This window comes from Acinetobacter sp. CY79 (assembly GCF_059515845.1).
This window is the reverse complement of the sequence record NZ_JCAKMY010000012.1, coordinates 1-24548: the sequence shown is the minus strand read 5'-3', so window position 1 is coordinate 24548 and position 24548 is coordinate 1. Positions and strand designations below refer to the sequence as shown.

The window sequence follows — 24548 nt, the reverse complement described above, 5'->3', positions numbered from 1 at the left end:
AGGAGCCATAAGGCTCCTTCTTTATTTTGCAGAACTTATAGCGTACGTGAAATCAATTCTTTCATGATTTCATTGGTTCCCGCATAAATACGGTTTGCACGGTTATCGATATAAGCACGTGCAATTGGATATTCAAGCATAAATCCGTATCCACCATGAAGTTGTAAACATTCATCGACGACTTTTGAGAACATATCTGAAATTTTATATTTTGCAGCAGCGGCAGCATCAACCCCTAAATCACCATCAATTTGTAGCTCCATACAGCGATCCAAATAAGCACGACAGAAATCGATTTCCGTACGTAATTCAGCAAGCTTAAAACGAGTATTTTGGAAACTATTAATGGTCTTACCGAATGCTTTACGATCTTTTGTGTATTGAACTGTATGAGCAAATGCCGCTTCAGCACCCGCTTGGCAAATAATCGCCACCAGCATACGTTCCCATGCCAGTTCTTTCATAAGCATAATGAAGCCCATGCCTTCCATACCAATGAGGTTTTCTTTTGGAACACGGACATTGTCAAAGAAGAGTTCACAAGTATCTTGCCCCTTCATACCAATCTTATTCAGCGGTTTACCTTTGGTAAATCCAGGACGGTTTGCCTCAACAATAAATAAGGAAAGATTCGCCGAACCTTTTTCATTATTGCCTGTTTTGCATACCACAATCGACATATCGCAAAGATAACCATTGGTGATAAAGATTTTGGAACCATTGATCACGTATTCATCGCCATCAAGCACAGCAGAAGTACGCACCGCTTGTAAATCCGATCCTGTACCGGGTTCGGTCATTGCAATTGAAGTGACCACCTCGCCTGAAGCCATTTTAGGTAACCAATATTTTTTTTGCTCTTCATTGGCAAAGTTATTGAGGTAATTGGCAACGATATCTGAATGCAGAGAAAAACCTGTTGATGAGTCCATCGCATAAGCTTGTTCTTCAATCAAAATCATACTGTAAAGACGGTCTACACCGTAACCACCGTATTCTTCAGGCATCGTAGTACAAAGCAGCCCCATTTCACCTGCTTTATTCCAAAGGTCACGATCAACGTGTTGTTGCTCTTCGTATTTTGCAATATTTGGAACCACTTCTTTTTCATAGAATTTTCTAACAGTATCTCGGAATGCTTCATGTTCGGCATTAAAAAGTTTACGCGGTAACATATTATTAATTGGACGGATTGCACCTGATTGCATTGTTGTCATTTCCATGGCTGTTATTTGATTTCATTGAAGTTAAGCTATGGGCTAAATTCGATCAATGAGTTGAATGCTCAATTCATGGTTATCGATGATGTGTTTGGTCAATTCAGCTGAATCATAAACAAATGTATGTTGAATCCGTTAAAATGTTAATCTATCCAGTAGAAGCAATTATCAACTAGGGGAATAAAATGTCAGATGAAATGACACTCGAAGAACGTAAAGTCATTTATCGTGCACGTCGTGGTTTAAAGGAAATTGATGTTTATTTTGATCCCTATGTCAAACAACACTATCTACAAGCAGATGCCAATGAGAAAGCCATGTTTGCAGAGTTAGTCGAACAAGAAGATCCAGATTTATTAGACTGGTTTATGGAAGTGTCAGCTCCACCACGTCCTGAGCTATTAGAATTTATTCATAAATTAAAAAAATATGTGCATGGTGAATGAACAATATGAATTGAAACACAGTCGTTTATCGATTGTGTTTCAACTTATTTTTTTGATGACTATCAGCGTAGTACTTTATTTTGTGATCAACCTCGGTGTTTGGTTAATCAGTATTGCTGTAATGTTGGTTGTTCTTCTTGGGTTTAATCAGAAACCAAAACTCATAAGATTAGAGCAATTAGATCAAGCAGAATGGTCACTACAGTTTGAACGACAAAGCAATATTGATAAGGTCTGTATTAGCCATTTTATAGACCACCATCTCTATATCGTGGTGTATTTTTCAGATCAAAAAATAAAAAATAGTGTGATTTGGCGAGATCAGTTAAATTTAATAGATTGGAAAAAATTAAAAACTCGAGCAAAGTTGAATTAATTGTCTAACAATTTAGATTATTTAAAAATACTCAATAACCTTAAGATTCAATTTTTTAGCGTATTTAATATTTAATCTTAATTCTCTTGTTTGACCAAATATCAATAAAATTTAATTGTTAGACAATATTTAGCCTGAAAGTTAAATAGTCTTGTACATTAAATACACCAACAGCTAAGTAAGGAATTTCAAATGTACGAAATTCAAATGTGGTTGTTTCTAGTGGTTGCTGCTGTTATGGCAATTATAATTGGAAGACTAGGAACTGTGCTGAAGGATCGGATTCATCAAACGCAAAAGCGTCGTCATCACACAAATAAACTCAGTTGAGTTTACCGTTTAATAAGTAGCAAGTGCCGAACCGTCGCTATGCTACTTTTTTTTGTCTTATTTTTCCCTTAATTTTGCCATAAAGCCAAATAAAATGAGAATCGGGTCAATTTTTTTAAAGCCGATCAATGACAAACTCTAAATATTAAGATTAGAGTAGTGTCTCTTTAATTCAGAAATTGCATCTGATATTTTAATGACCAGGGATGACATAAAATTATTATTAGAGGACAGGTAAATGTCTAAAGTCGATAAATTCAACAAAATAATACTTACAACTGCTTTAGCTGCTTCAGTACTTTCAGGTTGCTCATACGTTGTTAAATCAGGTGCTAATGTTGCTATTGGCTTTAGTGAAAAACATATTGTTCCTCCAATTCTTGCCATGAGTGATGCCGATATGGCATGTAATCAGGGCACAGCTTTGACACCTGCAATCATGGCAACAAAAGATATGGGGGCAGATCCAACACGGATGGCAGTTTTGCTTTATACCGCATCTGGCATGTGTGCTGAAAATAATGCTCTCAAAGCTGAATTACGCTACTTACGTGCTTCAAAAGCGGGACAAGTCTCTGAAGCACAAGATGCGCGTGTTGAACAAAAGCGTTGGGCTGCGATTGCATCAGAAAGACAATATGCAGGTTATCAGCTTTTTGCAGAGCGCTGGCAAGCAAAGTATAAATACACGTTAGGTGATTCATGCCCGACGATGAAAAAAGATTTAGATCAAACGGTTTACTTATTGGGAATGCTAAGTGGTTTACAGGCCATGACCAATGACATTAACTCGGGTGGTCAGGTCAATGTACCTAAAGATATCGCAGCCATTGTTGAACGAGGTATGACTTGCTTAGATAACACTAAATTTTGGGGCGCACCGAATGCGACTCGCGCTGTTATTTGGACTTTATTACCAGGAGCTGATGAAGGCAAGCCTGATCCTTATGTCACTTTGAAACAATCGATGCAAATCGGCGAGCAAAAAGGGGTTCGTTTAGCACATGCTCTATATGCTGTTGCCGCACAAGCCAGCGGTGATGATGCAAAAATTCGTGATGCATTTCGTTCTTATGCTGCCTCACGTGCGGAAGATAAACCTGTAAATCCTGAATTTAGACTGATTGATAGTATGGCAGGTCAAATGATTCAAGGGATTGCAGATCGTTACTGGACTGAAAATACGGGTGTACGTGCGGCAGATGATGGGATGACTCATTTCTGGGATGATCAAGGGTCATCTTCAAATGATGATCTATTTGATGGTACAGGTTTGGAAGTACCCGTGGAAGATTCAGGTAATTCAGAAGCACCTATAGAGGATGCTACTCAGGAGCAGGTTCCTGCGAAAGAGTAATGTTTAAGATGAAGATTTAGATAAGTTTAGCCTTCACAATAAAGATTTAGTGAGCTTTTCAGTTCATTGAGTTTAGGTAAAAACATTTCAATAGTAAAAGTATTGTTGACAATTTTTATACTGCAATAGAAAGATAGAAGAGCAATATATGCTCTTTTTTCTTTATGGAGTAGCATGATATGAAAGACCAAGCACTGGTCAAAAAGATTCTCTTCATTGCGATTTGTATGAGTTTTTCTGCATGTCTACAAGTGTTTCAAACGTATTTTATTTATTGGCGTCCTATTTTTTTTGAAGATATTTGGCGTTGGTGGACAGCACATTGGGTACATGTAGGGTGGATTCACTATGCCTTAAATATGTTGGCTTTCGCCTGCTTGCCTTTTATATTTCCACATTTTAAAAATCGATATGCAATCTCGCTTTTAATTTTATTGCCTCCACTGATCAGTCTAAGTTTTTACTTTTCTATTCCTCAAGTTGAGGCTTATGCAGGATTGTCTGGCGTTCTTCATGGATTGTATGGGGCTGCTGCCATTTATTTTTTACAGTTTAATTCAGAACGTAAATTTGCTTTATTGGTGATCTCTTTAGCCCTAGCAAAAATACTTTGGGAAAATTTTATGGGTTCCCTACAAACCAGTCAGTTAATAGGAAGTCCCGTACTGATTGAAGCACATTGGATTGGATTGGTTTGGGGCATCATTTTAGCGTTGTGCTATATGTTGTATGAAAAGCTGGTTATACATAAGAATGAGGCTAATCATTAAGCTAAGGAGTTTGTATTGATTGAGTTTTATTGTTATTACAAAACGAGTTTTATGATTTTAGATCGATTGTATTCATTTTATAAATTCAATGCCTCTCAGTCATAATGAAAACACTTTAAACAAATAATACTTAAAGATATTTAAGTGCTTAAATTGACATTAATTCTTGAAAATTGTGAAATCCAGTCATTTATTAAATATTCAAATTAGTTCAAATTCTAAAACAGGAATAAAGCGTGGCGATTAGGTAATGGATTTTACCTGACCCAAATTATAAAAGATGAGCTGTACAGGTGATGTATGGCAGACAATAAAAATGGAAGAACAATGCAACAGCCTACAAATAAGAGATCAGGTCTAGGTCTGCTTAGTTATATATGGACTGAGTGGATTTCAGCATTCACAATTTTACTTCTATTACTGCTCACACTCATTATTGGGACAGGTGAGATGATCCACGGGCAAATGTTGCGCTTGGGTGAGAATCTTTATGGTGACCCTAAAACAGGGATGCAATATTCTTTCTTACGTGCTGAGCCTGAAAAGCCGACTTGTGATCGTAATCCGAATATTGATCAACTCGTGCAAACGCAAATGCAGAGTAATGCCAATGATGAATTTGCCGATATTTTTGGTACAACATCTGAAGCAGATGTGCGTGCATCGGTATTGGCAGGTCAACAACTGTGTGAAGAAAAATATACGTTTTATGACAAGTCGATAAAGCATTTAGAACAGCATCCATCTATTCGTCCTTATCGAACGATGGAAACCACTTTCTTTGGTATTTTCCAGTTTGGTACAGACAATAAAGCATTGTTGCTGATTATCATGGTGGTTTTAGCCGCAATCACTGCGACTTTAAAAATTCATCACATTGGTCTGCGTGGTCCAAGTACCCGGATTGATTATCGTATCTATGCGATTGCAATGGTTCTAGGGAATGGTTTTTTAACCAGTTCTTCGATCAGTCAGTATTTATCGGTTATGAATTCAGGTGTGCCGCCCACTACAGAGATGTTTATCATTTACTGGTTGTGGATGATTCTCTTTAGCATTCTGACCTTAATTAGTCTTTATCAGCTGTTCCGTATTCCTGACACAGCCAAGTCTGGCGGTTCGATTGGTTTGGCATTTTTGGCTGTGCCTTTATATGCTTATATGGCAATTATTACGGGAATTAACTTTACCTTCCTTATGGATTATCCAATGGGGCAAGGGATCTATTTAGGTCAATTGGTTGAGTTCTCATCAATCTTCTTGAATCTTGCCTTATTCATTTGGGCAGGGATGTTGTTGAAGCAGACCCTGATTGTCGATAAATTCCTGAATATTCTGCGTCCATGGAATTTGGCACCAGAAACCTTAACATGGCTGATTCTATTGGCGGCAGCACTTCCAACAGCGTATACAGGTGCTTCGGGTATCTTCGTGATTGCTGCAGGTGCGATTATTTATAAAGAAGTTTGGAATGCAGGTGGACGCCGTCAGTTTGCATTAGCAACAGCAGCGATGTCAGGTTCCTTGGGTGTGGTATTACGTCCTTGTTTGTTGATTGTTGTTGTTGCCTCTTTAAATAAAGAAGTCACAACAGATCTGCTTTATCAGTACGGGATGTATGTTTTCTTATTGACGTCTACATTATTCCTTATCGTTTCTTTATTCTTTGCTGAACAAAAATTCCGTATCGCATCTCCAAGTGAGGCTTTGCCTCGTTCGGCGAAAGGGTTACTTGCGGTTGTTCCTTATGTGATCGTATTCTTGATTGTTTGGTTGTTCTACAAATACGCGCTGAATACAAACTTAAATGAATTTACTGCACCTGTCATGATGCCAATCATTCTATTGATTATGGTGCTATACGAAAAACTACGTCATGAACCAGCCCCATTGGCTGCTGTAGGGCATTGGGATACCCATCTTAGCCATAATTCAGTTGAGCAGGAAGCATCCAAAGCGCATGTTTCACCTTCAACCATTGCGGAGCAAGACAGCCCTGAAAACCCACAGCGTAAAGTGGGGTTCTGGAAGTCGATCCATATCTCTTCAAGTGAAACTGTCGGGCATATTGGAGCGTTAGTGATCCTGATGGCATTGTCTGTGAGTGTAGGTGGATACCTTGAACGTATCGAAATCATGGAAATGTTCCCCACCGATATTGAGAATATTTACATCGTAATCACGTTAATTGTATTGGTGATGATCTTTGTGGGTATGATCATGGATCCGTTTGGTGCTGTAATTTTAATTTCAGCCACAGTAGCGCCTGTCGCCTATAAATACGGTATTGATCCGGTTCACTTCTGGATGATTGCATTGATTGGCTTTGAGCTTGGTTATGTTTCACCACCTGTAGCCCTGAATCATCTCCTTGCGAGGCAGTCAATCGGTGATGAAGAGGTTGCAGCTGCAGATGCTGAGGTACGTCATAAGTCGTTTTACTATAGATATGAACGTTGGATTTTACCGCTGATTGTTATGGCACCAGCGATGCTGATCATTGCCTACTTTCCTTATGTATTTAAATTATTTGGTTGGTATCACTAAAATTGATTGAAATGAACATATAACTAAAAAGCACCTTCGGGTGCTTTTTTCTGATGTGATTATTCTAGATCATAGACCAGAGCTTCATTGAATTTTAGCTCTCGGTTTTAGAAGGATTCAAGAGAATGCAAATAATGCAGATGCATTTTAAGTGTGATCTCAAATTAAATTATCCAGACTAAAGAATGAACGTTTCTCGATACCGATGTGAATTGAGTCTTTATGGGTTCTCAATCAGAACCCATACTACTTACAGTGAATTGAATAATAAGAGGTTTTAGTTGCTCGCAATGAGCTGTTGTTCAAGAATTTGAATTTGCTCTTCTTTGAGCTTAATCAGTTCTTCAGCATTTTTTTCTTGTTCTGCTAATATCGTTTGCTGAGTTAAAAGCTGATCTTGAATATCTTCAAGCTTTGAAATTTCTTCTTTTGCTAAAGAAGGATTAGTAGGCACTTCATTTTTTAAAATAGATTCGTTGACTAAGGCTTTGGTATCTTCAACGATAGGTTGGGAGGCTGATGGTTCGACTTGTACAGGCGCCATTGCTTGCTCACCAGGTTTTTTTTGCATAACTTGTGGTGCGTGTTGAACTGCAACAGACTTGTTTCTGCTCTCTAAATACATAAAAGCCGCTGAAACAATGATCATTGCTGACAAGGCACCTGATATTTTCCAAATTAAATTGGATTGATTCGCTTGATCTATAGACATTCAGATTCCCCAATCTATTTTGTCTGACGTGGCTTAAATTGAATGACCCCGATTTCATCCGCGACTTCTGGTTCTAAAGGTTCTTCTACGTGTGTCGGACGATTTTCGGAATAAGTGCATTCTACACATTCAATCCACTCTGCATCATCAGAGGTGAGCATCACGATACGATCCATTGCTTCACATTTAGGACACTTTGCACCTGCAATGAAACGACGTTTGATAGCCATGAAACTCACCTTTGATTAACTAAGCCAATAGTTTAAGCGCTTTTAGTTGTGTTCGTCCAACCCTGATGACGTAACAAAGCATCAATTTTTGGTTCACGTCCACGGAATTTGAGAAATGCGTCAAGTGCTGTATCTTTTCCGCCAACTGCTAGAATAGCCTGACGAAATTCTTTTCCTGTTTCGGTATTAAAAATCCCTTCTTTTTCGAAGCGATCGAATGCATCACTGGCTAAAACTTCAGCCCATTTGTATGAATAATATCCAGCTGCATACCCGCCAGCAAAAATATGGCTAAAGCTATTTTGGAAGCGGTTATAAGGCACAGTCGGTAATACCGAGAACTTTTGACGAATGTTGTTTAAAGTGGATTGAACTTTTTCTGCATTGAGGGCAGGGGATGCCTTATGAATGCTCAAATCGAAAAGTGCGAATTCAATCTGACGTAAAGTTTGCATACCGGATTGGAAGAATCGAGCATTAAGTAAGGATTGCAATAGGTCTTGTGGCAATGATTCCTTGGTTTCGATATGTTCACTGATGAGAGCAAGACTTTCATTGTCCCATGTCCAGAATTCCATAAATTGGCTTGGTAATTCAACCGCATCCCAAGCAACGCCGTGTGTACCAGCCACTGAAATATTATCTACTTCAGTCAGCATATGATGTAAGCCATGTCCAAACTCATGGAACAAAGTCACGACTTCATCATGTGTGAGTAGCGCAGGTTGATCACCAACAGGTGGAGTGAAGTTCCCAACCATATAGCAAATTGGTTTTTGCAAACCCTCATCTGTTTGCATACGTGAGCGGAAACCACTCATCCAAGCGCCACCGCGCTTACCACTTCGTGCATAGAGGTCGAAGTAGAAACCGCCAATGACGTTGCCTTGATCTTCAAGCTCATAATAATGCGCATCTTTATGCCAAAGTGGGGCTTCGCGCTCAACCACTTGAATACCGTAAAGACGATTGACAATGCTAAATAAGCCTTGAATGACTTTAGGCGTTGGGAAGTAGGGTTTTAAAGCTTCTTGAGATAAGTTGAATTGCTGTACTTTTAATTTTTCAGAATAATAAGTAGAGTCCCAGGGTTGAATCTCAGTAACACCATTTTCAGATGCAATCTTTTTTAGTTCTTCGATTTCTTGTAGTGCGGGTTGACGTGCATGTTCTGCTAACTCTACTAGAAACTGATCAACTGCATCTACACTTGGTGCCATTTTGCTAGCTAGAGAGTATTCAGCATAATTCTGAAAGCCAAGCAGTTTCGACATTTCTTGACGTAAGCTGAGAATCTCTTCCATCACAGGGGTATTGTCAAACTCTGTTTGGCTAGATTGGTCCGAAGCACGTGTAGTGTAGGCTTTATAAAGCTCCTCACGTAATTCACGATCATCTGCATAGGTCATGATGGACAGATAAGAAGGTATATCCAATGTCGCAACGGCTTGGTCAAGTTCGCGCTGTTGTCCATATTGCTTAAGCAATTCGATGCTAGATTCAGGTAGACCTTTTAATTGTTCTTCGCTAAGTGGTTTAAAGTAAGCTTGCGTTGCATCCAATACATGATTTGAAAAGTCTGAAGACAATTGAGACAGTCGTGCTGAAATTTCGGCATAGCGTGTTTTAGCTTCACCCTGTAATGCAACACCTGAGAGTTTAAAGTCGCGTAAAGCCAGTTTGATCGCACTCTGTTGTGCAGGCGGGAAGCTTTCAAACAGCGATGAATCATGTACATGCTGATACGTTTGATAAAGCGCAGTATGTTGACCGAGTTGCGTATAGTATTCGCTTAGACTTGGAAGTAGTGATTGATACACTTGACGTGTTTCAGCATTGTTCATCACGGCATTTAAATGTGACAGCACGCCCCATGATTCACTCATTTGATTTTCAAGCGTATCGATCTGTTCTAGCACTTGAAGTTGTTGTTGAATAGTGTCAGGAGCAGTTTGTAATTCTTGAATAAATTTTTGTCCATTGGCAATTGATTGCTCAATATTGCTTTTGAGTTGATCCAAAGTGATTTGATCGAATTGGGGAACAGGCAAAGTTGCCTTTTGTAATGTCATTTATAAATGCCAAATTATTAAGTAGGTTATTTATAGATGTAGGGCTTCTAGAGTGGGAAATCAAGTTTTAATGGTAAATTAATCTGATATTTGATCTTCTTATTTATAAAGTTGGGTCGATCATTTGCTTCTGGATAAATTGTAAAAGTTCTTGAAAGATAGGGTGCCACTCATCGTTTGGATTCGCATTTAATGGATGCCAAAAAAATGAGAAAACTAACCCACCATCATCAGCGCAAAAATGTTGCCAATGTTCTGGTAATGATTGTTGAGTTTTACATAAAAACACATACCAATTTGCTCCTTTCTCCTTAGGGCAATGTAATCCCAAATATTTATTAATAATTGCATCAGTAATTCCAGACTCTTCTCTTAACTCACGAAGAGTAGCGAATTCTAGAGTTTCATCTTCTTCTATAGTACCTTTTACAATTTGTACACCTGCTACAGGATGGCGGAAAACTAATATTTCAGTTTGAGAAGCTAATTTTCTGAAAATAACAGGTACAACTTTACGAACCTTTTTCGTCATATTTGGACAACTTAGTTATAAAAATTAATTATATTTCGGCGGCTTTATAATTTTATCTCGATAAGGAAAGAGCGCCGTAGCGCTCTTTTTGTTGAAACTTAAGACTCGATTTTCGCCTTAGCATTGGCTTTTTTCTTTTTTGCCTTTGCTTTTTTCTTGGCTTTATCTTTGGCTTTTTGCTCCGCAGATTTAGGTGTCGATTTCTTCGCTGGTTTTTTCACATCTTCAGAAGCTTTCACTCGAGGCTTCTTCTTGCGTACCGGTTTCTCACCACCCTCAATTACTAAAGCAGGATCGGCAGGTTCTTTAAACATACGATCAAATACTTCTTCTTTGGTGGTTGGTTTAGCCACGCGCGGCGCACGACTGCGAATCGCACGACCAGCATGACTCAACTGCTGAACCAATTCAAAGTCAATTTTACGTTCTTCGAGGTTGACCCCAGCGACTTTAATACGAACTTCATCGCCTAAGCTAAAGCTTTGACCACGATTTTGACCGACTAGACTTTGACTGGCTTGATCAAATACAAAGAAATCATCGCCCAATTGGCTCACATGCACCATACCATCGACATATAAGTCTTTAAGGGTCACAAATAAACCAAATTCGGCTGTTGCACTAATATTGCCGACAAACTCTTCACCAATATGCTGTTGCATATAATGACATTTCAACCAAGTCGTAACAGAACGAGATGCTTCATCGGCACGACGTTCAGTTGCAGAGAAATGTGAACCCGCTTCTTCCAAAGCACCACCAGAAAGAGGCGATGGTTTGTTGGTTAGATGTGCTTTCAGAGCACGATGAAGGAGCAGGTCAGGATAACGACGAATGGGTGAAGTGAAATGCGTATATGCTTCATATGCTAAGCCGAAGTGACCTGCATTATTTGGACCATAGTAGGCTTGCATCATTGAACGTAACAACACGGCATGAATACTTGGCGCATCAATACGGTCTTTGGTCGCTTCGATCACCGCTTGGTAATCTTTCTGTGTCGGTTGTTCAGGGAAGCTTAAGCCGAGTAACTTGACATAGTCACGAACTTTTTGAATACGTGAGAATTCTGGTGGCTCATGCACACGGTACAGCATCGGAATTTCATTTTTCAATGCATATTCAGCAGCTGCAACGTTGGCCAATAACATACATTCTTCAATGAGTTTGTGAGCCTCATTACGTGAACGAGGGAGAATTTCTTTAATTCCTCCGAGTTCATCAAAAGTCATGTAGGTTTCAACAGTCTCAAACTCCATCGCATGGCGTTCAGCACGTAAGCCTTTGAGCACTTGATACAATTGGAAGAGCGTATTGAGTGATTTACGCACATCACGATTTTCAGTGATTGCATTACTATCACCATCAAAGTATTCCGCCACTTGATCGTAAGTTAAACGTGCTTTTGAATGCATTACAGATGGATAGAATTCAAATTTAGTCACTTTACCAGCACGACTTAAATTCAAATCACAGACCATACATAGACGATCTACATTTGGATTGAGTGAACACAATCCATTTGAAAGTGCTTCAGGTAGCATTGGAAGAACGAAATGTGGGAAGTATACTGATGTACCACGTTCCTGCGCTTCCTCATCCAAAGGCTTATTGGTCCGAACGTAATGACTGACATCAGCAATGGCCACCACTACACGGTAACCACCACCTGGGCGCTTCTCTGCATAGACAGCATCATCAAAGTCACGTGCATCTTCGCCGTCAATCGTGACCAATGCTAAATCACGCAGATCAATACGACCTTTCATGTCTTGAGCATTCGGTTCTTTGAAGCTTTCAGCATCTTTAACGACTTCTTCTGGAAACTCAAATGGCAAACCAAATTCTAAAATCGTTTGTGGAATAATGATTTCAGTATCTGCCTTATCTGCCATAGATTGCACAATATGCGCATTGGCAAATTCCTCACGTGTCGGGTAGGTATCAATTTCAACACGAACTGAATCACCGACTTTTACTTTGGCATGTTCAACCAGTTCTTTTTCTAAAGTAATCGGTTGATGTGCATTCGGGGCTGCAGGTTGAATAAAGTATTCACCTTCAAATTCAGCCAATTTACCAATAATTTGTTTAACACGACGTTGAGTCACTTCAGTAATGTAACCCCAAGCTTTACCTTTACGGTCAACTGAGGTTTGTTGCACTTTAATACGATCACCATGAAAGACTTGGCGAAGTTCGCGCTCTGGCAACACCATTTCTTCTTTTTTGCCACCATCTAGGCTCGCCGAGCCAAAGCCTTTGGCATTGATATAGACCGTAGCATCAAAAACAGGTTGATTTGTCATGAGTTGGAATTTGAATCCATCTTTCATGAGCTGACCATCGCGTACCATTGCACTTAAGCGATGACTTAAAGCATCAATACTTTTTTGATCGGCAATTTGGAAATGTTCCACAAGTTCAGAGTGTGAAAGGGGATGTTGACTATTTTCAATCGTTTCTAAGATTAAGATACGGCTTGGAATAGGATTGTCGTAACGTTGAGCTTCCGCTTTAGCTTCAGGATCGACCCAATTTTTCATATGTCTTTGGCTTCATGTCAGAAGATAGGTTTAGCATAAGTCATGCTGACGCAGACTGCACGTAAATGATTGCATTAATGACGTGTATTTCTGCACATTGTGAGTTCATGCTAATGGGTTTATGGTCTTTTTTGAATCAATAAAGTTTAAGAAATCGTAAAAAAAGCTGAAAATCGTATAAAAAATATATGATTGATCAAAAATCTAAGATTTTTTTGATTTGTGACTTGAAGAGTAGGGGCGAAGTTTGTATTATGGCGACTCGTTACGGTGAGGTGGCCGAGTGGCTGAAGGTACTCCCCTGCTAAGGGAGCGTGGGCTTTAACTCCCACCGAGGGTTCGAATCCCTCTCTCACCGCCAACGAAAAACTTGAAATGCGCTCATAGCTCAGCTGGATAGAGCACTTGGCTACGAACTAAGGGGTCGGGAGTTCGAATCTCTCTGAGCGCACCAATCAAGTTTCAATCGTTGTAACGAAGTCGAAAGACACTCAAGTACGCGCTCATAGCTCAGCTGGATAGAGCACTTGGCTACGAACTAAGGGGTCGGGAGTTCGAATCTCTCTGAGCGCACCAACTTGAACATCGAAGGATGTAAATCTGACAAGAAACCGTACATGTTGCGGTTTTTTTGTGTTTATAGTTTTTCTAAATGTTAGTCTTGATTAAGTTCTGATGTTATAGCAATAGTGATCTTCTTTACATTTCATTGAATCGATTACTGTGAATAAATATCATTTTTAAATTTTAATCGAGGTTATTAGGGTTTGAGTGATGATATAAATATAACTGCCTAAAGTTAGAATTATAATCAAGGATGCTAATTTTTTCCTAGTTAGATTCTGCTTAATAAATTCATGAGGTAGGTAGGCAATTGTTGAGATCGTAAAAAATAAGAAAATAAATAATATTATCAAATTATTGAGCCATATTTTTTCAAGTGTTTCGAATATTTTATAGTGGCTATTAGGTAATTCATCGTCATAGTGAAATATTTGAAGATCTTTTTCTAAATCTTTATAAATAATTTTTTTAAGATGATGTGAGCCATAAAAACCATTCTGTTGATGTTTAACATAGAAAGTTATTGATTCAATTTTAATTTTATCTTTATGAACTAAATTACAAACAAGCTTAATTTTGGCATCACAAGATTGTATGTATATTTCGTGTCCATTTTGACTCACAACTAGTCTTTGGGTGTTGTCTCGATATTGAGTCACTTCAACCTGATGATATGGAGTAATCAAAGTTTGGCTTTCTTGCCATTTTGAATTTTTTAGCTCTTCAAAGTAATTTAGTTTTTCATTTACGCTTTTAAGTGTACTTGTAATAACAATAATCATAATAATTACGCAGGCAATAGAGACTCCTATGCTATTCAAGGATGAAGTTTTTGGAGAAAAGTTTTTACTCATCTGGAATATTCAACAAACTATGACTGTAATCTAAAAATGAGTTAAATAGTATTTTGTATTACTGGAAGGGGATAGTCTATTTTTTAATAGATTAAAACTATAAATGATTAATTACTAGGCGCTTGATTGGTTTTTTCAAAATTAGCACTTAACAAAAAATCATATTCATATATAATGAGCCCCATCAAGACGTCGCGCTCATAGCTCAGCTGGATAGAGCACTTGGCTACGAACTAAGGGGTCGGGAGTTCGAATCTCTCTGAGCGCACCAACTTGATCATCGATAGATGTAAAAATCACAATAAACTGCACTTGTTGCGGTTTTTTTGTGTCTGATTTTTAAGATATTTTAATTATAAGTCATCACTTAGTATTTTTAACTTTGAGCAAAAAAACATGATTTGCACCTACTGTTGGAAGTAGATCATGATAGGGAAGGCTACGAACGGCACGCAGGAGAAATGGGGCTTGATCATCAATTTTAACTGCGGATGTCAGTCGAAATAATGTGCCTTGAGGAACATTTTTTAACTCCATTTGACCCTTCACATATTTTAAATCACCGCCATTGGCATGAAATTGATTTGAAGATGAGTTTGGGTATTTAAAATTCAATTTAAAATCAAATGGAATGGTGATCACACCTAGTCCGACACTGACTTTGATATCTGCATTTTGGGATGTACTGGATTCATCTGTAATGTTTATTTTTTTAATCTGTCTCGGAAAAATGGCTTGATAAGCATTGGGTTTCAGCCATTTTTGTAATTGTTCTTTATTTAAAGGATTATATTGATAGCTGGTCACAAAGCGAAGATTTTCACGACCATGTTGATAAGGCACAGCACTCAAGCCATGAATAAAACTAACGGGTTGCTGTGAATGACGACTCACCTGTACCAACTTATCTACTTGAGACGGACTCAATTGGGTTTGAGGAAATTCACCAGGGTTCAGCGTTGTTGTTTTCAGATGAATAAATTTTTTACGTAATGATTCTAAAATAAAGGCATTGGTTCCACCTGGAATGCCCAGTTTTGCTTCAGGCACAGCTTTCAATATTTGGCTGAATAAAAATCCTTTAGGTTGATTGAGATCGCTCCACTGGGTCAATGTGACTAAGGTTTTGTTGTCTCCTAAACTAAACCATTCAAATTTCCCAATGCCATAAGGTACGGGTGCATCAATCACAATACTGGATAAGCTGTTATTGCTAAGTTGATGTTGAAAAATGATATCTTCATTGAAATTTAATACTGGGATGGGTGTCGGGATTGAAACTTTATATTTCATCTGGCTAATATTGCCTGATTTTTCGACCAGTTTTGCAGATTTCAACGTTGGGAAGAGTCCAACATACTGATCATATTGACTCAATGTTTTGGCAACGGTTGCACTACTGATAGGAAGTACAATAGCAGATGAAGTAAATGTTGCTGAAGGATTGGGATTCTTAGAAGCAGTTGGTACAGAAGTCTTCACAGCAGGGTGTGCGTAAATGATTATTTTATCCTGAGCAAAACCTGCTAAGAGTTGAGCATTGTTTTGAAAGGGCTGTAAGCTACTTGGAATATTGTCTTTCCATGCAATAATTTTGGCTTGCGCTTGCGCAGTGAAGCCAAGAATGATCAAAGCACAATGAATCACGGCTTTATTCATGTTTCTATACATCATTTTTTCCATTCTATTTTTTCGTATTTTTATATTTTTTAGATTTTAAACATTGTATTCGGCTATACAAGAGCAAGCGTGTATAAGCACAGTGAAGAAATGCCATTGTGAGATGCTAAAAATAAGTCGAATTGGTGTAATATCGTCGCAACTTGTATCCAATCGAACGAAGCATGTATGTCTGACAACAAGCCTACTTTATCTGTCCGCTATTTTTTGAATATTGATGAATCTCAAGATGGTTTTGGTTTAGCGACTTTCGGCAAAAAACAATTCACCCGTTTTTTGACGCCATTGGTGAGTTTGGCGATTCTCATTTGGGGGGTGTACCTGGGATTGGATGGGGTGGGGCGCTACTATGTTGCGCTCGGTGCTTTCTTTATTATTTTACAAGTGGTGATGCGTTATTGGTTTTTACCGATGATGTTTAAACGTCAGTTTGAAAAATATCAATTTGGCAAACATGAGCAAGGCATTGATCTCTTTCAAAACTCTGCTGAATTATTTTCAAGCGGTCGTCCTAAACAGGCATTCAGTTATACGGATGTGAACAAGTTCGCTACAGGTAAATTGACGTATATGATTGAGTTGAAAAATAGTACGGTGGTGATTATTCCAAAACGTGCTTTTGAAAACGAAACAGATCGTACTTTGTTTGAAAATACTTTTAAAAAATAAAAGCTTTATTAAAAAGTCTTAGTTTCAAAAAAAGCCATTGGATAATCAGTCTGATGGCTTTTTTATTGTTTTTTCACTTGGTCTTTAGCCGTTAAATTCTTCTTTCGTATTCAATTCGTCTGAATGTTTTACTTGGAACAGGGTACTTACAAAAACCTAAAAAAAGCATAAGCTATAAACGAGAATATTCATTGAATAAAAAGGGAATCCCATGCATTCACAACCATCAAAAATTATCTGTGTCGGTCGCAATTATGTCGATCATGCCAAAGAATTAGGTAATGCCATCCCTGATCGTGCTGTTTTATTTATCAAACCACCGAGTAGTTTGATTGCTTTGAACGAAGGAATTGCATGGAATGCTGATTGGGGGAATTGCCATTATGAGTGTGAACTCAGCCTGCGTATAGATCGTCAGCTTAAAGCTGAACATGATCCACAAAAAGCTTTACAGGCCATTGGTGCAGTGACTTTAGGCTTAGACTTAACGCTACGTGAACTGCAAGATGATTTGAAAAAGAAGGGTCAACCTTGGGAACGTTCGAAAGCCTTTGATGGCTCATGTGTGTTGGGAGATTGGGTTGATGTATTAGAAATTCAGGATTGGTCATCAGTTCAATACACCTTAGAAGTCAATGATCAGCTTCGACAGTCAGGGGATTCTTCACTGATGATCTTTGACATTGCAAGTTTGTTGGTGGATATCAGTCAATTTTTTACATTAGAAGAAGGTGATGTGATCATGACGGGTACGCCAGCTGGGGTTGCAGCACTCAATACGGGTGATCAATTAAAAATGACTTTAAAAGGACGGAGCCAAGATTTTGTATGGAAAACCTTTGTGAAGTGATTGAGACTTAAAATGTTAATTTCATGATTGAGTGAAAGCAATCAGGAATAGTTTTTCAAATCTATACAGCACAAAAAAGACCTCAATTGAGGTCTTTTTTAGATATTTTCAGATGGTTTAAATCCTTTATTTCTCATCCAAAATAGTCGACAAGGGTATCGAAAGCTTCGCAGCAAGATATTCGTCAGATTCGATCAATGCGGGACCAATTCGCTTCATCCATACATCATCTTCATGCACATGCTCTACATCTTCACGACGTGGAAGTGTATAAGGCAGTGATTTATAGAAAGACCAAAAATCCAAATGATCTAAATTACGCACGAGGACATAATCATCCTTGTCTGTTCGTTTAATCACATTTTGCTTTTCAAGCAGTTTGACATACGTTGGCCAACGACCAATTTCACCACGACCTAGGATATTTAACGCTTCTTGATCGGTCACTGATTGTCCCATTTTTTGTTTTTTATAAAACAATTCAAGCATGTCTAAGAGCATCAATATTGGATGGCGAGTTTGAGTTTTACCTGTGTGGAATGCAGTGAGGGCATAACTGATTTCGACACCGAGTAAGACGACATTCCACGATAAATAAATCCACAGTAGAAAAATCGGCACTGCGGCAAAAGCACCATAGACCAACTGATAACTGGTGAAATTCGCCATCACAAAACCGAATAAATTTTTGAGTAATTCAAAGGTGATCGCGCTAAATACCGCTGCAATCATGGCAGCACGAACAGGCACAGAACGATTTGGAATGGTCCAATACAAGGTAAAGAATCCAACGATCGTTAAACCTATCGAGATGAGCCAAAGTAATGCCGCACCATCGACTTCGTAGCCCGCAAAATTATTGCTCAATACATTCATAGAAGCCAATGTAGATGAAATTACGAAGGCACTGCCCAATAAAATTGGACCTAAAGAAATGATCGTCCAATAGCGCATAAAACCGACGAGCCCATTTCTGGTTTCTTTCACTCGCCAAATCCGGTTAAAAGCCGTTTCAATGCTGGTCAGCATCATTACAGTAGTGATAAAGAGGAACAGCACCCCGATAATGGTTAAATTGCTGGAATTTTCTGTAAAAGAGTTGAGCGCTTTGTCGAAGGCAATACTGGTTTTAGGTAGAAAATTGCTATAGATCAACTGTTGGAGTTGTTGTCTCGCAGGTTCTAAAGCCTTGATAGACGAAATGATCACCAAAAAAACCGTCAACATCGGGACGACGGCAAATAGAGTGGTATAGGTCAAAGAACCCGCTTGTTCACGACAGTTATTACTTTCAAAACGTCGTAAAACGAATAAGGTAAACTGAAACCACGTTTTATCGTAGAAAGGAAGTTTTTTCAATAAATCCGTCATAAACCATCATTCTCTATTATTTTTCGTTAAATTTATGAAGCTTTCACCCCATAGCTTACCCAAAAAAACGGAAAAATACCGTATAGTTTTCTTTTTTAATCTTAAAGATCCGCCTATGCAAACATATGTACTTGTTCTTTATTACAGCAAACATGGTTCAACCAAAGAAATGGCACATTTGATTGCTGATGGAATCGAGGCATCGGGGGTTACGGCGAGAATTAGGACAGTTCCCAATATTTCAACGGTTGTGAATGTAGCAGCGCCGAGTATTCCTGAAGATGGAGATATTTACTGCACACTTGAAGACCTGCAACATTGTTCAGGTTTAGCCTTAGGTTCACCTACACGTTTTGGCAACATGGCCAGTGAGATGAAATATTTCTTGGATCAAACCACCAGTCTTTGGTTGAACGGCGCTTTGCATGGTAAGCCGGCATGTGTATTTAGTTCTTCAGGGTCGATGCATGGTGGACAAGAAAGTACTTTGCTCACCATGCTGCCACCGTTATTCCATCACGGAATGATGATCATGGGACTAACCAACGCCAACCCCTCCTTATCGAATACGAAGACGGGTGGTACACCATATGGCGCAACGCATGTCAGTGGTCCACGTCATGATCAAAGTATAAGTATGGATGAAAAATCACTGTGTATAGAACAGGGGAAGCGATTAGGTGAAGTGGTTAAAAAGCTACAAGTAAATTAATTGGTGAATATGTCGAATTTATGCATTAAAAAATGGGCAAGAGCGCCCATTTTTTATTTGTACATTGAACGCTTATTTTTCTGCTGTATCTTTTGACTTAGCTTGATCTTCAAAACGGTACTTACATTTTTGACACTGGAAATCTAAGAATACGTTTTTATCCACAATTTCACCGGCTTTTTTACCGAAACGATGACCGAGGAAGCCACCGGTAATCCCGACACTGATTGCACCAACAAAAGTTCCAACTGTGCCACCAACAATCACTCCTAATGGACCTGCAACAGTTCCAATGGCAGCACCAATAGATGCACCTGAAGCAGCACCACCAACTGTACCTGCAGTTGTTCCTGCGGCAGACAATAATACGCCACCCGTTTTTTGTAAAAATTGTTCGTGATCACGTTTAATCACTTCAGTAGATCCACATTTGGGGCAGCTTATTTCGTGTTCCATCATCATTGTCTCAATTGATCCGTTTAAAGCATGAATTTATTTAGAGCATTTTATGCTAAAGCCAAACTTAGTTATGTTGTTTTGTCATGTCAATGAAACAATGACAGGGAAAATGACGAATTGCAAAATTATTGAAAGTCTAAAATAAAAAAAAGAGCGCACTAGGCGCTCAATTTAACTTTTATTCACAGATTAATCACGAACAAATTCAACAGTACCATTTGCAAGTGATTGAACACGAGCCAATGATTCAACGCGATAACCTTTTTCAAGCAATAAATCACGCCCAGTTTGGAATGATTTTTCAATCACAATGCCGATACCCACTACAGATGCATCTGCTTGATGGATGAGGTCAGCAAGACCTAATGCAGCTTGACCATTCGCCAAGAAGTCATCAATCACTAAAACTTTATCTGCAGATGAGATGTGCTTTTTAGAAATAGCAATCGTGCTTTCAATTTGTTTGGTAAAAGAGAACACTTTAGAACGATAAAGATCATCTTTAAGCGTTAAAGATTGATATTTACGTGCAAATATAACAGGGACACCGAGTTCTAGACCTGCCATCACTGCAGGCGCAATACCTGAAGCTTCGATTGTAATGATCTTGGTAATGCCTGCATCTTTAAATAGACGAGCAAATTCTTGACCAATTTTTTGCATCATTACAGGGTCAATTTGATGGTTGAGGAAAGAATCAACTTTCAAAACTTGATCAGATAGAACGATACCTTCACTCAAGATTTTCTGTTCTAGTGCGTGCACGGGAGAATCCTCTAAGGCAAGATGCTTAAAAAAGCAAAGGCGTATTTTAAAAAGCATCTTGAAAAAAGCAAGTAAAATCGATTAAAAAAGATTAATTACTTGGTCCTTTATACCCAGTGAGTAACAGCCCGTAAGATGTTTTCTTGTCTTGATGGGTGACTTTTACTGGAAGATAGTCAAGTTTAGGCGCTAACCAAAAGATCGTATCACGACCGGGTTTGTCATGTTTCATGACGACCTTAACTGTATCAAAAGTTCCATAATTGGTTTTTACTGTTTCATTGCCTGCTTTGACAAATTTGCGCGCTTCGACTTCTTTTGCATCCGCAAGATAATAATTTGACTTTAAACCACCGCCCTTTAAATCTTCACGAAGTTGTAGTTCAGCATTTAACTCATCCAAGACACCGGCTTTCCATGCAAATGAACGGTTTTCTTTATCTTTGGTGGTGTTAATGGTTTTGGCACTAGGATTGAACTTAATGCTCATCGTATTGTTATGAACCAGGATCTTACTGGTACGGCTAAAATTCCCTGAGGTAATTTGACCATTATTGAGGCTAAAACGACTGGTTTCTGTCGCTGAAGCAATCGCACCTGCTTTGGCTGCAAACACATAAGTCCAATTATTACCTGATTTACTTAAAGTTCGAGTCGCAGAGCCTAAGTTCTTACCATTGTAGGCAAATTGATAGCTTGCTTGGAAAGGACTCATCGCAAGCGCTTGACTCGAATAGCCTGCGAATAAAATTGCGGTACTCACGCCTGTGATTACACTTAGTTTCTTGATTGCGATTAAAGCCATAAAAATTTCCTTTACATATCATGCGACAAGACCCAGATAGGGTAAGTATGCGACTGAAAAAAGAAGAAAAAATCAAGATTAAGGTTAAATATGTGAATTTGTGTAAATGCCTACATCAGCATATAACGAAATCGTCTAGCCGAATCAATCGGTTTAAATTCACTTCATCTTCATGGATTTACTTTTGGACGATAGGGGTGACTTGATCATCAAGTTCTTTTTCAACGACTGGCGCATCATCACGAGCGCTATTCATCTTGCTAAACAATGCCATTAAGTTCACATTCCCAATCACGACCAATTCAGTTTCACGTAACTCAGCATGATTGACATGGACTTTATTTAGCGCATCCATGATGGATTTATTCTTGCCTAACCAGCGGTTCAAATCCAAATGTAGAAGGTCATCTTTCACTTTGATGACTTCAAATTTTTCTAAAATGATACCTAATGGATCTTTACGCAATATCTTTTGATAGAAAAATAATGCCGATTTAAAACCAATTTTCATTAAGAAGTTTGGAAATTTTGCTTCAATAATTTCAGTTTCACTGATTTGTTCAAAGACGATGAGCTGCATGTCTTTATTCAGTTCCATTTGAACCAATTTCAAATCAACTGACAAAATGGTATGTAAGCCTTTGACGTTGATCGTTGCATAAAGACGTAACCAATCTTCATGTAGGTCAGCATGTAAATCTTCTAAAATTTGTACATTATCAGTCACGAACTTTTTAAAAGTCGCATTCAAAAAAACCTGAGAAATAGGGAATTCTCTTTCTTCTTCGATAAAACCTTCCGCTTTGTGATAGACCTTACGGAATTGTTTGGCAATATTTGAAAATAACGTTGGCATATTTAGCAATCCATAACATCTTGATTTTGTTCGAACGTAATTTTGTCAGTTAAATTAAAAAATACGAGCATAAACATTGCAGTTTAGCAAAATTCAATGCACCATTTTCATAGTTTAAACATTATGATTCTGATTGTATTAGGTGCGTCACACTATACTGAATAAATGTAAGAATAAACTGAATTTTGTGTAATTGAAAATTTTGCTTGGGGTGTTTTGTCGGTTTAATGTCATGTTAAAAAATATAATTGCATATCCGAAACAACGAAACTTATGGTGGCGAGATCAGCTGTTTATTGGAGCTGTGGTTTCTGCGACCGTTTTACATTTGGCTTTTTTATCTCTGCAATTTGCGATGCCTTCAGAAAGCGATATTGCAAGTAAAGAAATTGCGCTGGCAATTCGACCAAGCGAGACGGAAATCAAGCAGGCTGACTTTCTTGCTCAAGCAGATCAGCAGGGCAGTGGAACTTTCCGTGAAGCACATCGCATGGCTTCAGATATGCCAGCTCAAGCGGAAGACCTCAGTGCAGGTGAGCAACAGTTGCAAGCACTGGAGCAAGTACAGCAAAAGCGTGAATTAAAGTTTGAAGAAAAAGTACTGATGACGGTGCTGAGTTGGCAGAAACAAGCTGAACTCAGTGAACGTAAAAAGGCAATGGAAGAGCTCAATAGCCAATTCCAAGCCAAAGCTGCCATGGTTGCAAGCTTAGAAGCGCAGTATCTCAAGAAACAGCAGAACTTTAGCCGTCAACAAAAAATTAAAACAGTCGATGGTGTGCAAGCAAAACAAGATGCTTCGGCAGCATACTTAGATAAATTTCGAGAGAAAGTTGAAGTCTATGGAAATCGCTACTATCCAGACTTGGCGAAACAACAACGCTTATCAGGTGAAGTTCGTTTAATGGTGATCCTGAATGCATCGGGTGGGATTAGAGCCATTCGTTTACTTGAAAGTTCAGGTTATGATATTTTAGATGAGGCTGCAAAAAGTTCAGTCCGTCGTGGTGCGCCGTTTGGGGCATTTGATGCAAAAATGAAAGATATTTCAGAGCTTCGTATTGTTCGGACTTGGCGCTTTGATCCTGCGGAATCCGAGTTTGATGTGAATTAAACGACTAGACTTAGAAAATATGAATATAATACAAAATAGACATTTAAAATTATGGAATCCTAATGCAGTTGGATGTTGGGCATTATTGTTTACGCCTATATTTGGGACTTATTTGTTATATAAAAATGCTAAATAACCCGAATCGCAGATAAGAAATTGACTTGAAAAATAAGAGGACTAGAGCCATCAGTTGAGTTACCACACAAAACTTAAAACTCTAGTCCCTATGTTTAATAGTACCGAATTATTCTGTTTAATTGATGATTTCTTTCTTAAATTTGAAGCAACCTATTGGAATTTCCTTAAACAAAGTCGTCGTTTCTCAAGAGTCCGAACCGCTCACTTGAGTATCTCAGAAATCACTTTTATTGCTATCTGGTATAAATGTTCTCATTTCACTAATTTCAAAGCCTTTTTTACATGGTTGAAACAGGATAAAAATCATTTATTTAAAAGCTTACCCTGTTACCAACGGATGATTCATCTGATCAATAGGCATCAATTAGCTCTACACGCTTTACATGTGGCACTGATGAAAGGTCAAGGTACACAATATTTATGGATTGATTCAACAACTTTGCCAGTTTGTAAAAATCAACGTATTCAGCGTCATAAATCATTAGTCCAAATTGCATCACGTGGTAGAAGCTCAATGGGCTGGTTTTATGGCTGTAAATTACATATTGCGATGAATCAATTTGGTGAAATTGC

General features: G+C 38.4%; 23 protein-coding genes and 4 tRNA genes. 14 read left to right on the top strand and 13 right to left on the bottom strand.

Annotated features, from left to right (window positions below; all coding sequences use genetic code 11):
• Nucleotides 1-35: 35 nt before the first annotated feature.
• The gene (locus tag AC5YCE_RS06370; RefSeq protein ID WP_496124810.1) at nt 36-1208 is read right to left on the bottom strand and encodes an acyl-CoA dehydrogenase family protein; all 1173 of its coding nucleotides are present in this window, start codon (nt 1206-1208) and stop codon (nt 36-38) included.
• A 197-nt stretch (nt 1209-1405) separates the two neighbouring features.
• Between AC5YCE_RS06370 and AC5YCE_RS06365 the strand changes: the two genes are divergently transcribed.
• The 5 genes from AC5YCE_RS06365 to AC5YCE_RS06345 all read left to right on the top strand — a co-directional run bounded on the left by AC5YCE_RS06365 (nt 1406) and on the right by AC5YCE_RS06345 (nt 7046).
• A complete protein-coding gene (locus AC5YCE_RS06365; RefSeq protein ID WP_496124772.1) occupies nt 1406-1666 on the top strand; it encodes an FAD assembly factor SdhE in 261 nt (86 codons plus the stop codon).
• Nucleotides 1656-2042 carry a hypothetical protein gene (locus AC5YCE_RS06360; RefSeq protein ID WP_496171440.1) on the top strand — a complete coding sequence of 129 codons (387 nt, stop codon included), beginning with the start codon at nt 1656-1658 and terminating at the stop codon, nt 2040-2042. Before AC5YCE_RS06365 ends, AC5YCE_RS06360 begins: the two co-directional genes overlap by 11 nt.
• Nucleotides 2043-2610: 568 nt before the next feature.
• Nucleotides 2611-3729, top strand: a complete 1119-nt coding sequence (locus AC5YCE_RS06355) for a hypothetical protein (protein ID WP_496124773.1) — start codon at nt 2611-2613, stop codon at nt 3727-3729.
• 179 nt (nt 3730-3908) lie between these two features.
• Complete coding sequence (rrtA, locus tag AC5YCE_RS06350) at nt 3909-4499, top strand: rhombosortase (RefSeq protein ID WP_496171439.1); 591 nt, start codon at nt 3909-3911, stop codon at nt 4497-4499.
• Between the two features lie 300 nt (nt 4500-4799).
• Nucleotides 4800-7046 carry a TRAP transporter large permease subunit gene (locus AC5YCE_RS06345; protein WP_496171438.1) on the top strand — a complete coding sequence of 749 codons (2247 nt, stop codon included), beginning with the start codon at nt 4800-4802 and terminating at the stop codon, nt 7044-7046.
• A 277-nt stretch (nt 7047-7323) separates the two neighbouring features.
• Here AC5YCE_RS06345 and AC5YCE_RS06340 read toward each other — a convergent pair whose 3' ends face one another.
• The 5 genes from AC5YCE_RS06340 to rnr all read right to left on the bottom strand — a co-directional run bounded on the left by AC5YCE_RS06340 (nt 7324) and on the right by rnr (nt 13138).
• On the bottom strand, nt 7324-7758 hold the full coding sequence (locus AC5YCE_RS06340; protein WP_496171437.1) for a hypothetical protein: 435 nt from the start codon (nt 7756-7758) through the stop codon (nt 7324-7326).
• A 14-nt stretch (nt 7759-7772) separates the two neighbouring features.
• Nucleotides 7773-7982, bottom strand: a complete 210-nt coding sequence (locus tag AC5YCE_RS06335) for a YheV family putative zinc ribbon protein (RefSeq protein WP_496124812.1) — start codon at nt 7980-7982, stop codon at nt 7773-7775.
• A 38-nt stretch (nt 7983-8020) separates the two neighbouring features.
• The gene (locus tag AC5YCE_RS06330; protein WP_496171436.1) at nt 8021-10060 is read right to left on the bottom strand and encodes a M3 family metallopeptidase; all 2040 of its coding nucleotides are present in this window, start codon (nt 10058-10060) and stop codon (nt 8021-8023) included.
• A gap of 103 nt (nt 10061-10163) precedes the next feature.
• Entirely contained in the window at nt 10164-10592 is a 429-nt protein-coding gene (locus AC5YCE_RS06325; RefSeq protein ID WP_496171435.1) for an NUDIX hydrolase, read from the bottom strand.
• Nucleotides 10593-10690: 98 nt separating this feature from the next.
• Nucleotides 10691-13138 (bottom strand): ribonuclease R, encoded by a 2448-nt coding sequence (gene rnr / locus AC5YCE_RS06320; protein ID WP_496171434.1) that lies wholly within the window; start codon nt 13136-13138, stop codon nt 10691-10693.
• A 269-nt stretch (nt 13139-13407) separates the two neighbouring features.
• Here rnr and AC5YCE_RS06315 point away from each other — a divergent pair.
• The 3 genes from AC5YCE_RS06315 (at nt 13408) to AC5YCE_RS06305 (ending at nt 13714) form a co-directional block, all read left to right on the top strand.
• Nucleotides 13408-13499: transfer RNA gene (locus tag AC5YCE_RS06315), tRNA-Ser, on the top strand.
• Between the two features lie 16 nt (nt 13500-13515).
• A tRNA-Arg gene (locus AC5YCE_RS06310) sits at nt 13516-13592 on the top strand.
• A gap of 45 nt (nt 13593-13637) precedes the next feature.
• Nucleotides 13638-13714: transfer RNA gene (locus tag AC5YCE_RS06305), tRNA-Arg, on the top strand.
• Between the two features lie 164 nt (nt 13715-13878).
• Here AC5YCE_RS06305 and AC5YCE_RS06300 read toward each other — a convergent pair.
• On the bottom strand, nt 13879-14556 hold the full coding sequence (locus AC5YCE_RS06300) for a hypothetical protein (RefSeq protein ID WP_496171433.1): 678 nt from the start codon (nt 14554-14556) through the stop codon (nt 13879-13881).
• Nucleotides 14557-14750: 194 nt separating this feature from the next.
• Here AC5YCE_RS06300 and AC5YCE_RS06295 point away from each other — a divergent pair.
• Nucleotides 14751-14827: transfer RNA gene (locus tag AC5YCE_RS06295), tRNA-Arg, on the top strand.
• Between the two features lie 92 nt (nt 14828-14919).
• On the opposite strand, the gene AC5YCE_RS06290 is transcribed toward AC5YCE_RS06295, so the two are convergent.
• Nucleotides 14920-16230 (bottom strand): SRPBCC family protein, encoded by a 1311-nt coding sequence (locus AC5YCE_RS06290; protein WP_496171432.1) that lies wholly within the window; start codon nt 16228-16230, stop codon nt 14920-14922.
• 174 nt (nt 16231-16404) lie between these two features.
• Here AC5YCE_RS06290 and AC5YCE_RS06285 point away from each other — a divergent pair, with 174 nt between their 5' ends.
• Together AC5YCE_RS06285 and AC5YCE_RS06280 are read left to right on the top strand one after the other, a co-directional pair.
• On the top strand, nt 16405-16905 hold the full coding sequence (locus AC5YCE_RS06285; protein WP_496171431.1) for a YcxB family protein: 501 nt from the start codon (nt 16405-16407) through the stop codon (nt 16903-16905).
• A 211-nt stretch (nt 16906-17116) separates the two neighbouring features.
• Nucleotides 17117-17755, top strand: coding sequence for a fumarylacetoacetate hydrolase family protein (locus AC5YCE_RS06280; protein ID WP_496171430.1), 639 nt, complete (start codon nt 17117-17119; stop codon nt 17753-17755).
• 126 nt (nt 17756-17881) lie between these two features.
• Here AC5YCE_RS06280 and AC5YCE_RS06275 read toward each other — a convergent pair whose 3' ends face one another.
• Nucleotides 17882-19126 carry a YihY family inner membrane protein gene (locus AC5YCE_RS06275; protein ID WP_496171429.1) on the bottom strand — a complete coding sequence of 415 codons (1245 nt, stop codon included), beginning with the start codon at nt 19124-19126 and terminating at the stop codon, nt 17882-17884.
• A 115-nt stretch (nt 19127-19241) separates the two neighbouring features.
• On the opposite strand from AC5YCE_RS06275, the gene wrbA reads away from it, so the two are divergent.
• On the top strand, nt 19242-19838 hold the full coding sequence (wrbA, locus tag AC5YCE_RS06270) for an NAD(P)H:quinone oxidoreductase (protein ID WP_496171428.1): 597 nt from the start codon (nt 19242-19244) through the stop codon (nt 19836-19838).
• A 72-nt stretch (nt 19839-19910) separates the two neighbouring features.
• On the opposite strand, the gene AC5YCE_RS06265 is transcribed toward wrbA, so the two are convergent.
• The 4 genes from AC5YCE_RS06265 to AC5YCE_RS06250 form a co-directional block, all read right to left on the bottom strand.
• Complete coding sequence (locus AC5YCE_RS06265) at nt 19911-20294, bottom strand: hypothetical protein (RefSeq protein WP_496124784.1); 384 nt, start codon at nt 20292-20294, stop codon at nt 19911-19913.
• A 192-nt stretch (nt 20295-20486) separates the two neighbouring features.
• Nucleotides 20487-21062 (bottom strand): xanthine phosphoribosyltransferase, encoded by a 576-nt coding sequence (locus AC5YCE_RS06260; RefSeq protein WP_496124785.1) that lies wholly within the window; start codon nt 21060-21062, stop codon nt 20487-20489.
• 91 nt (nt 21063-21153) lie between these two features.
• Nucleotides 21154-21867 carry a DUF3108 domain-containing protein gene (locus tag AC5YCE_RS06255; RefSeq protein WP_496124786.1) on the bottom strand — a complete coding sequence of 238 codons (714 nt, stop codon included), beginning with the start codon at nt 21865-21867 and terminating at the stop codon, nt 21154-21156.
• 178 nt (nt 21868-22045) lie between these two features.
• Nucleotides 22046-22723 (bottom strand): hypothetical protein, encoded by a 678-nt coding sequence (locus AC5YCE_RS06250; protein WP_496124787.1) that lies wholly within the window; start codon nt 22721-22723, stop codon nt 22046-22048.
• 232 nt (nt 22724-22955) lie between these two features.
• Between AC5YCE_RS06250 and AC5YCE_RS06245 the strand changes: the two genes are divergently transcribed.
• Together AC5YCE_RS06245 and AC5YCE_RS06240 are read left to right on the top strand one after the other, a co-directional pair.
• Nucleotides 22956-23837: an energy transducer TonB gene (locus AC5YCE_RS06245; RefSeq protein ID WP_496171427.1), complete on the top strand. Its 882-nt coding sequence runs from the start codon at nt 22956-22958 to the stop codon at nt 23835-23837.
• A 226-nt stretch (nt 23838-24063) separates the two neighbouring features.
• Nucleotides 24064-24548: transposase (locus tag AC5YCE_RS06240; RefSeq protein WP_496170869.1), on the top strand; the 485-nt coding region annotated here is incomplete at its 3' end.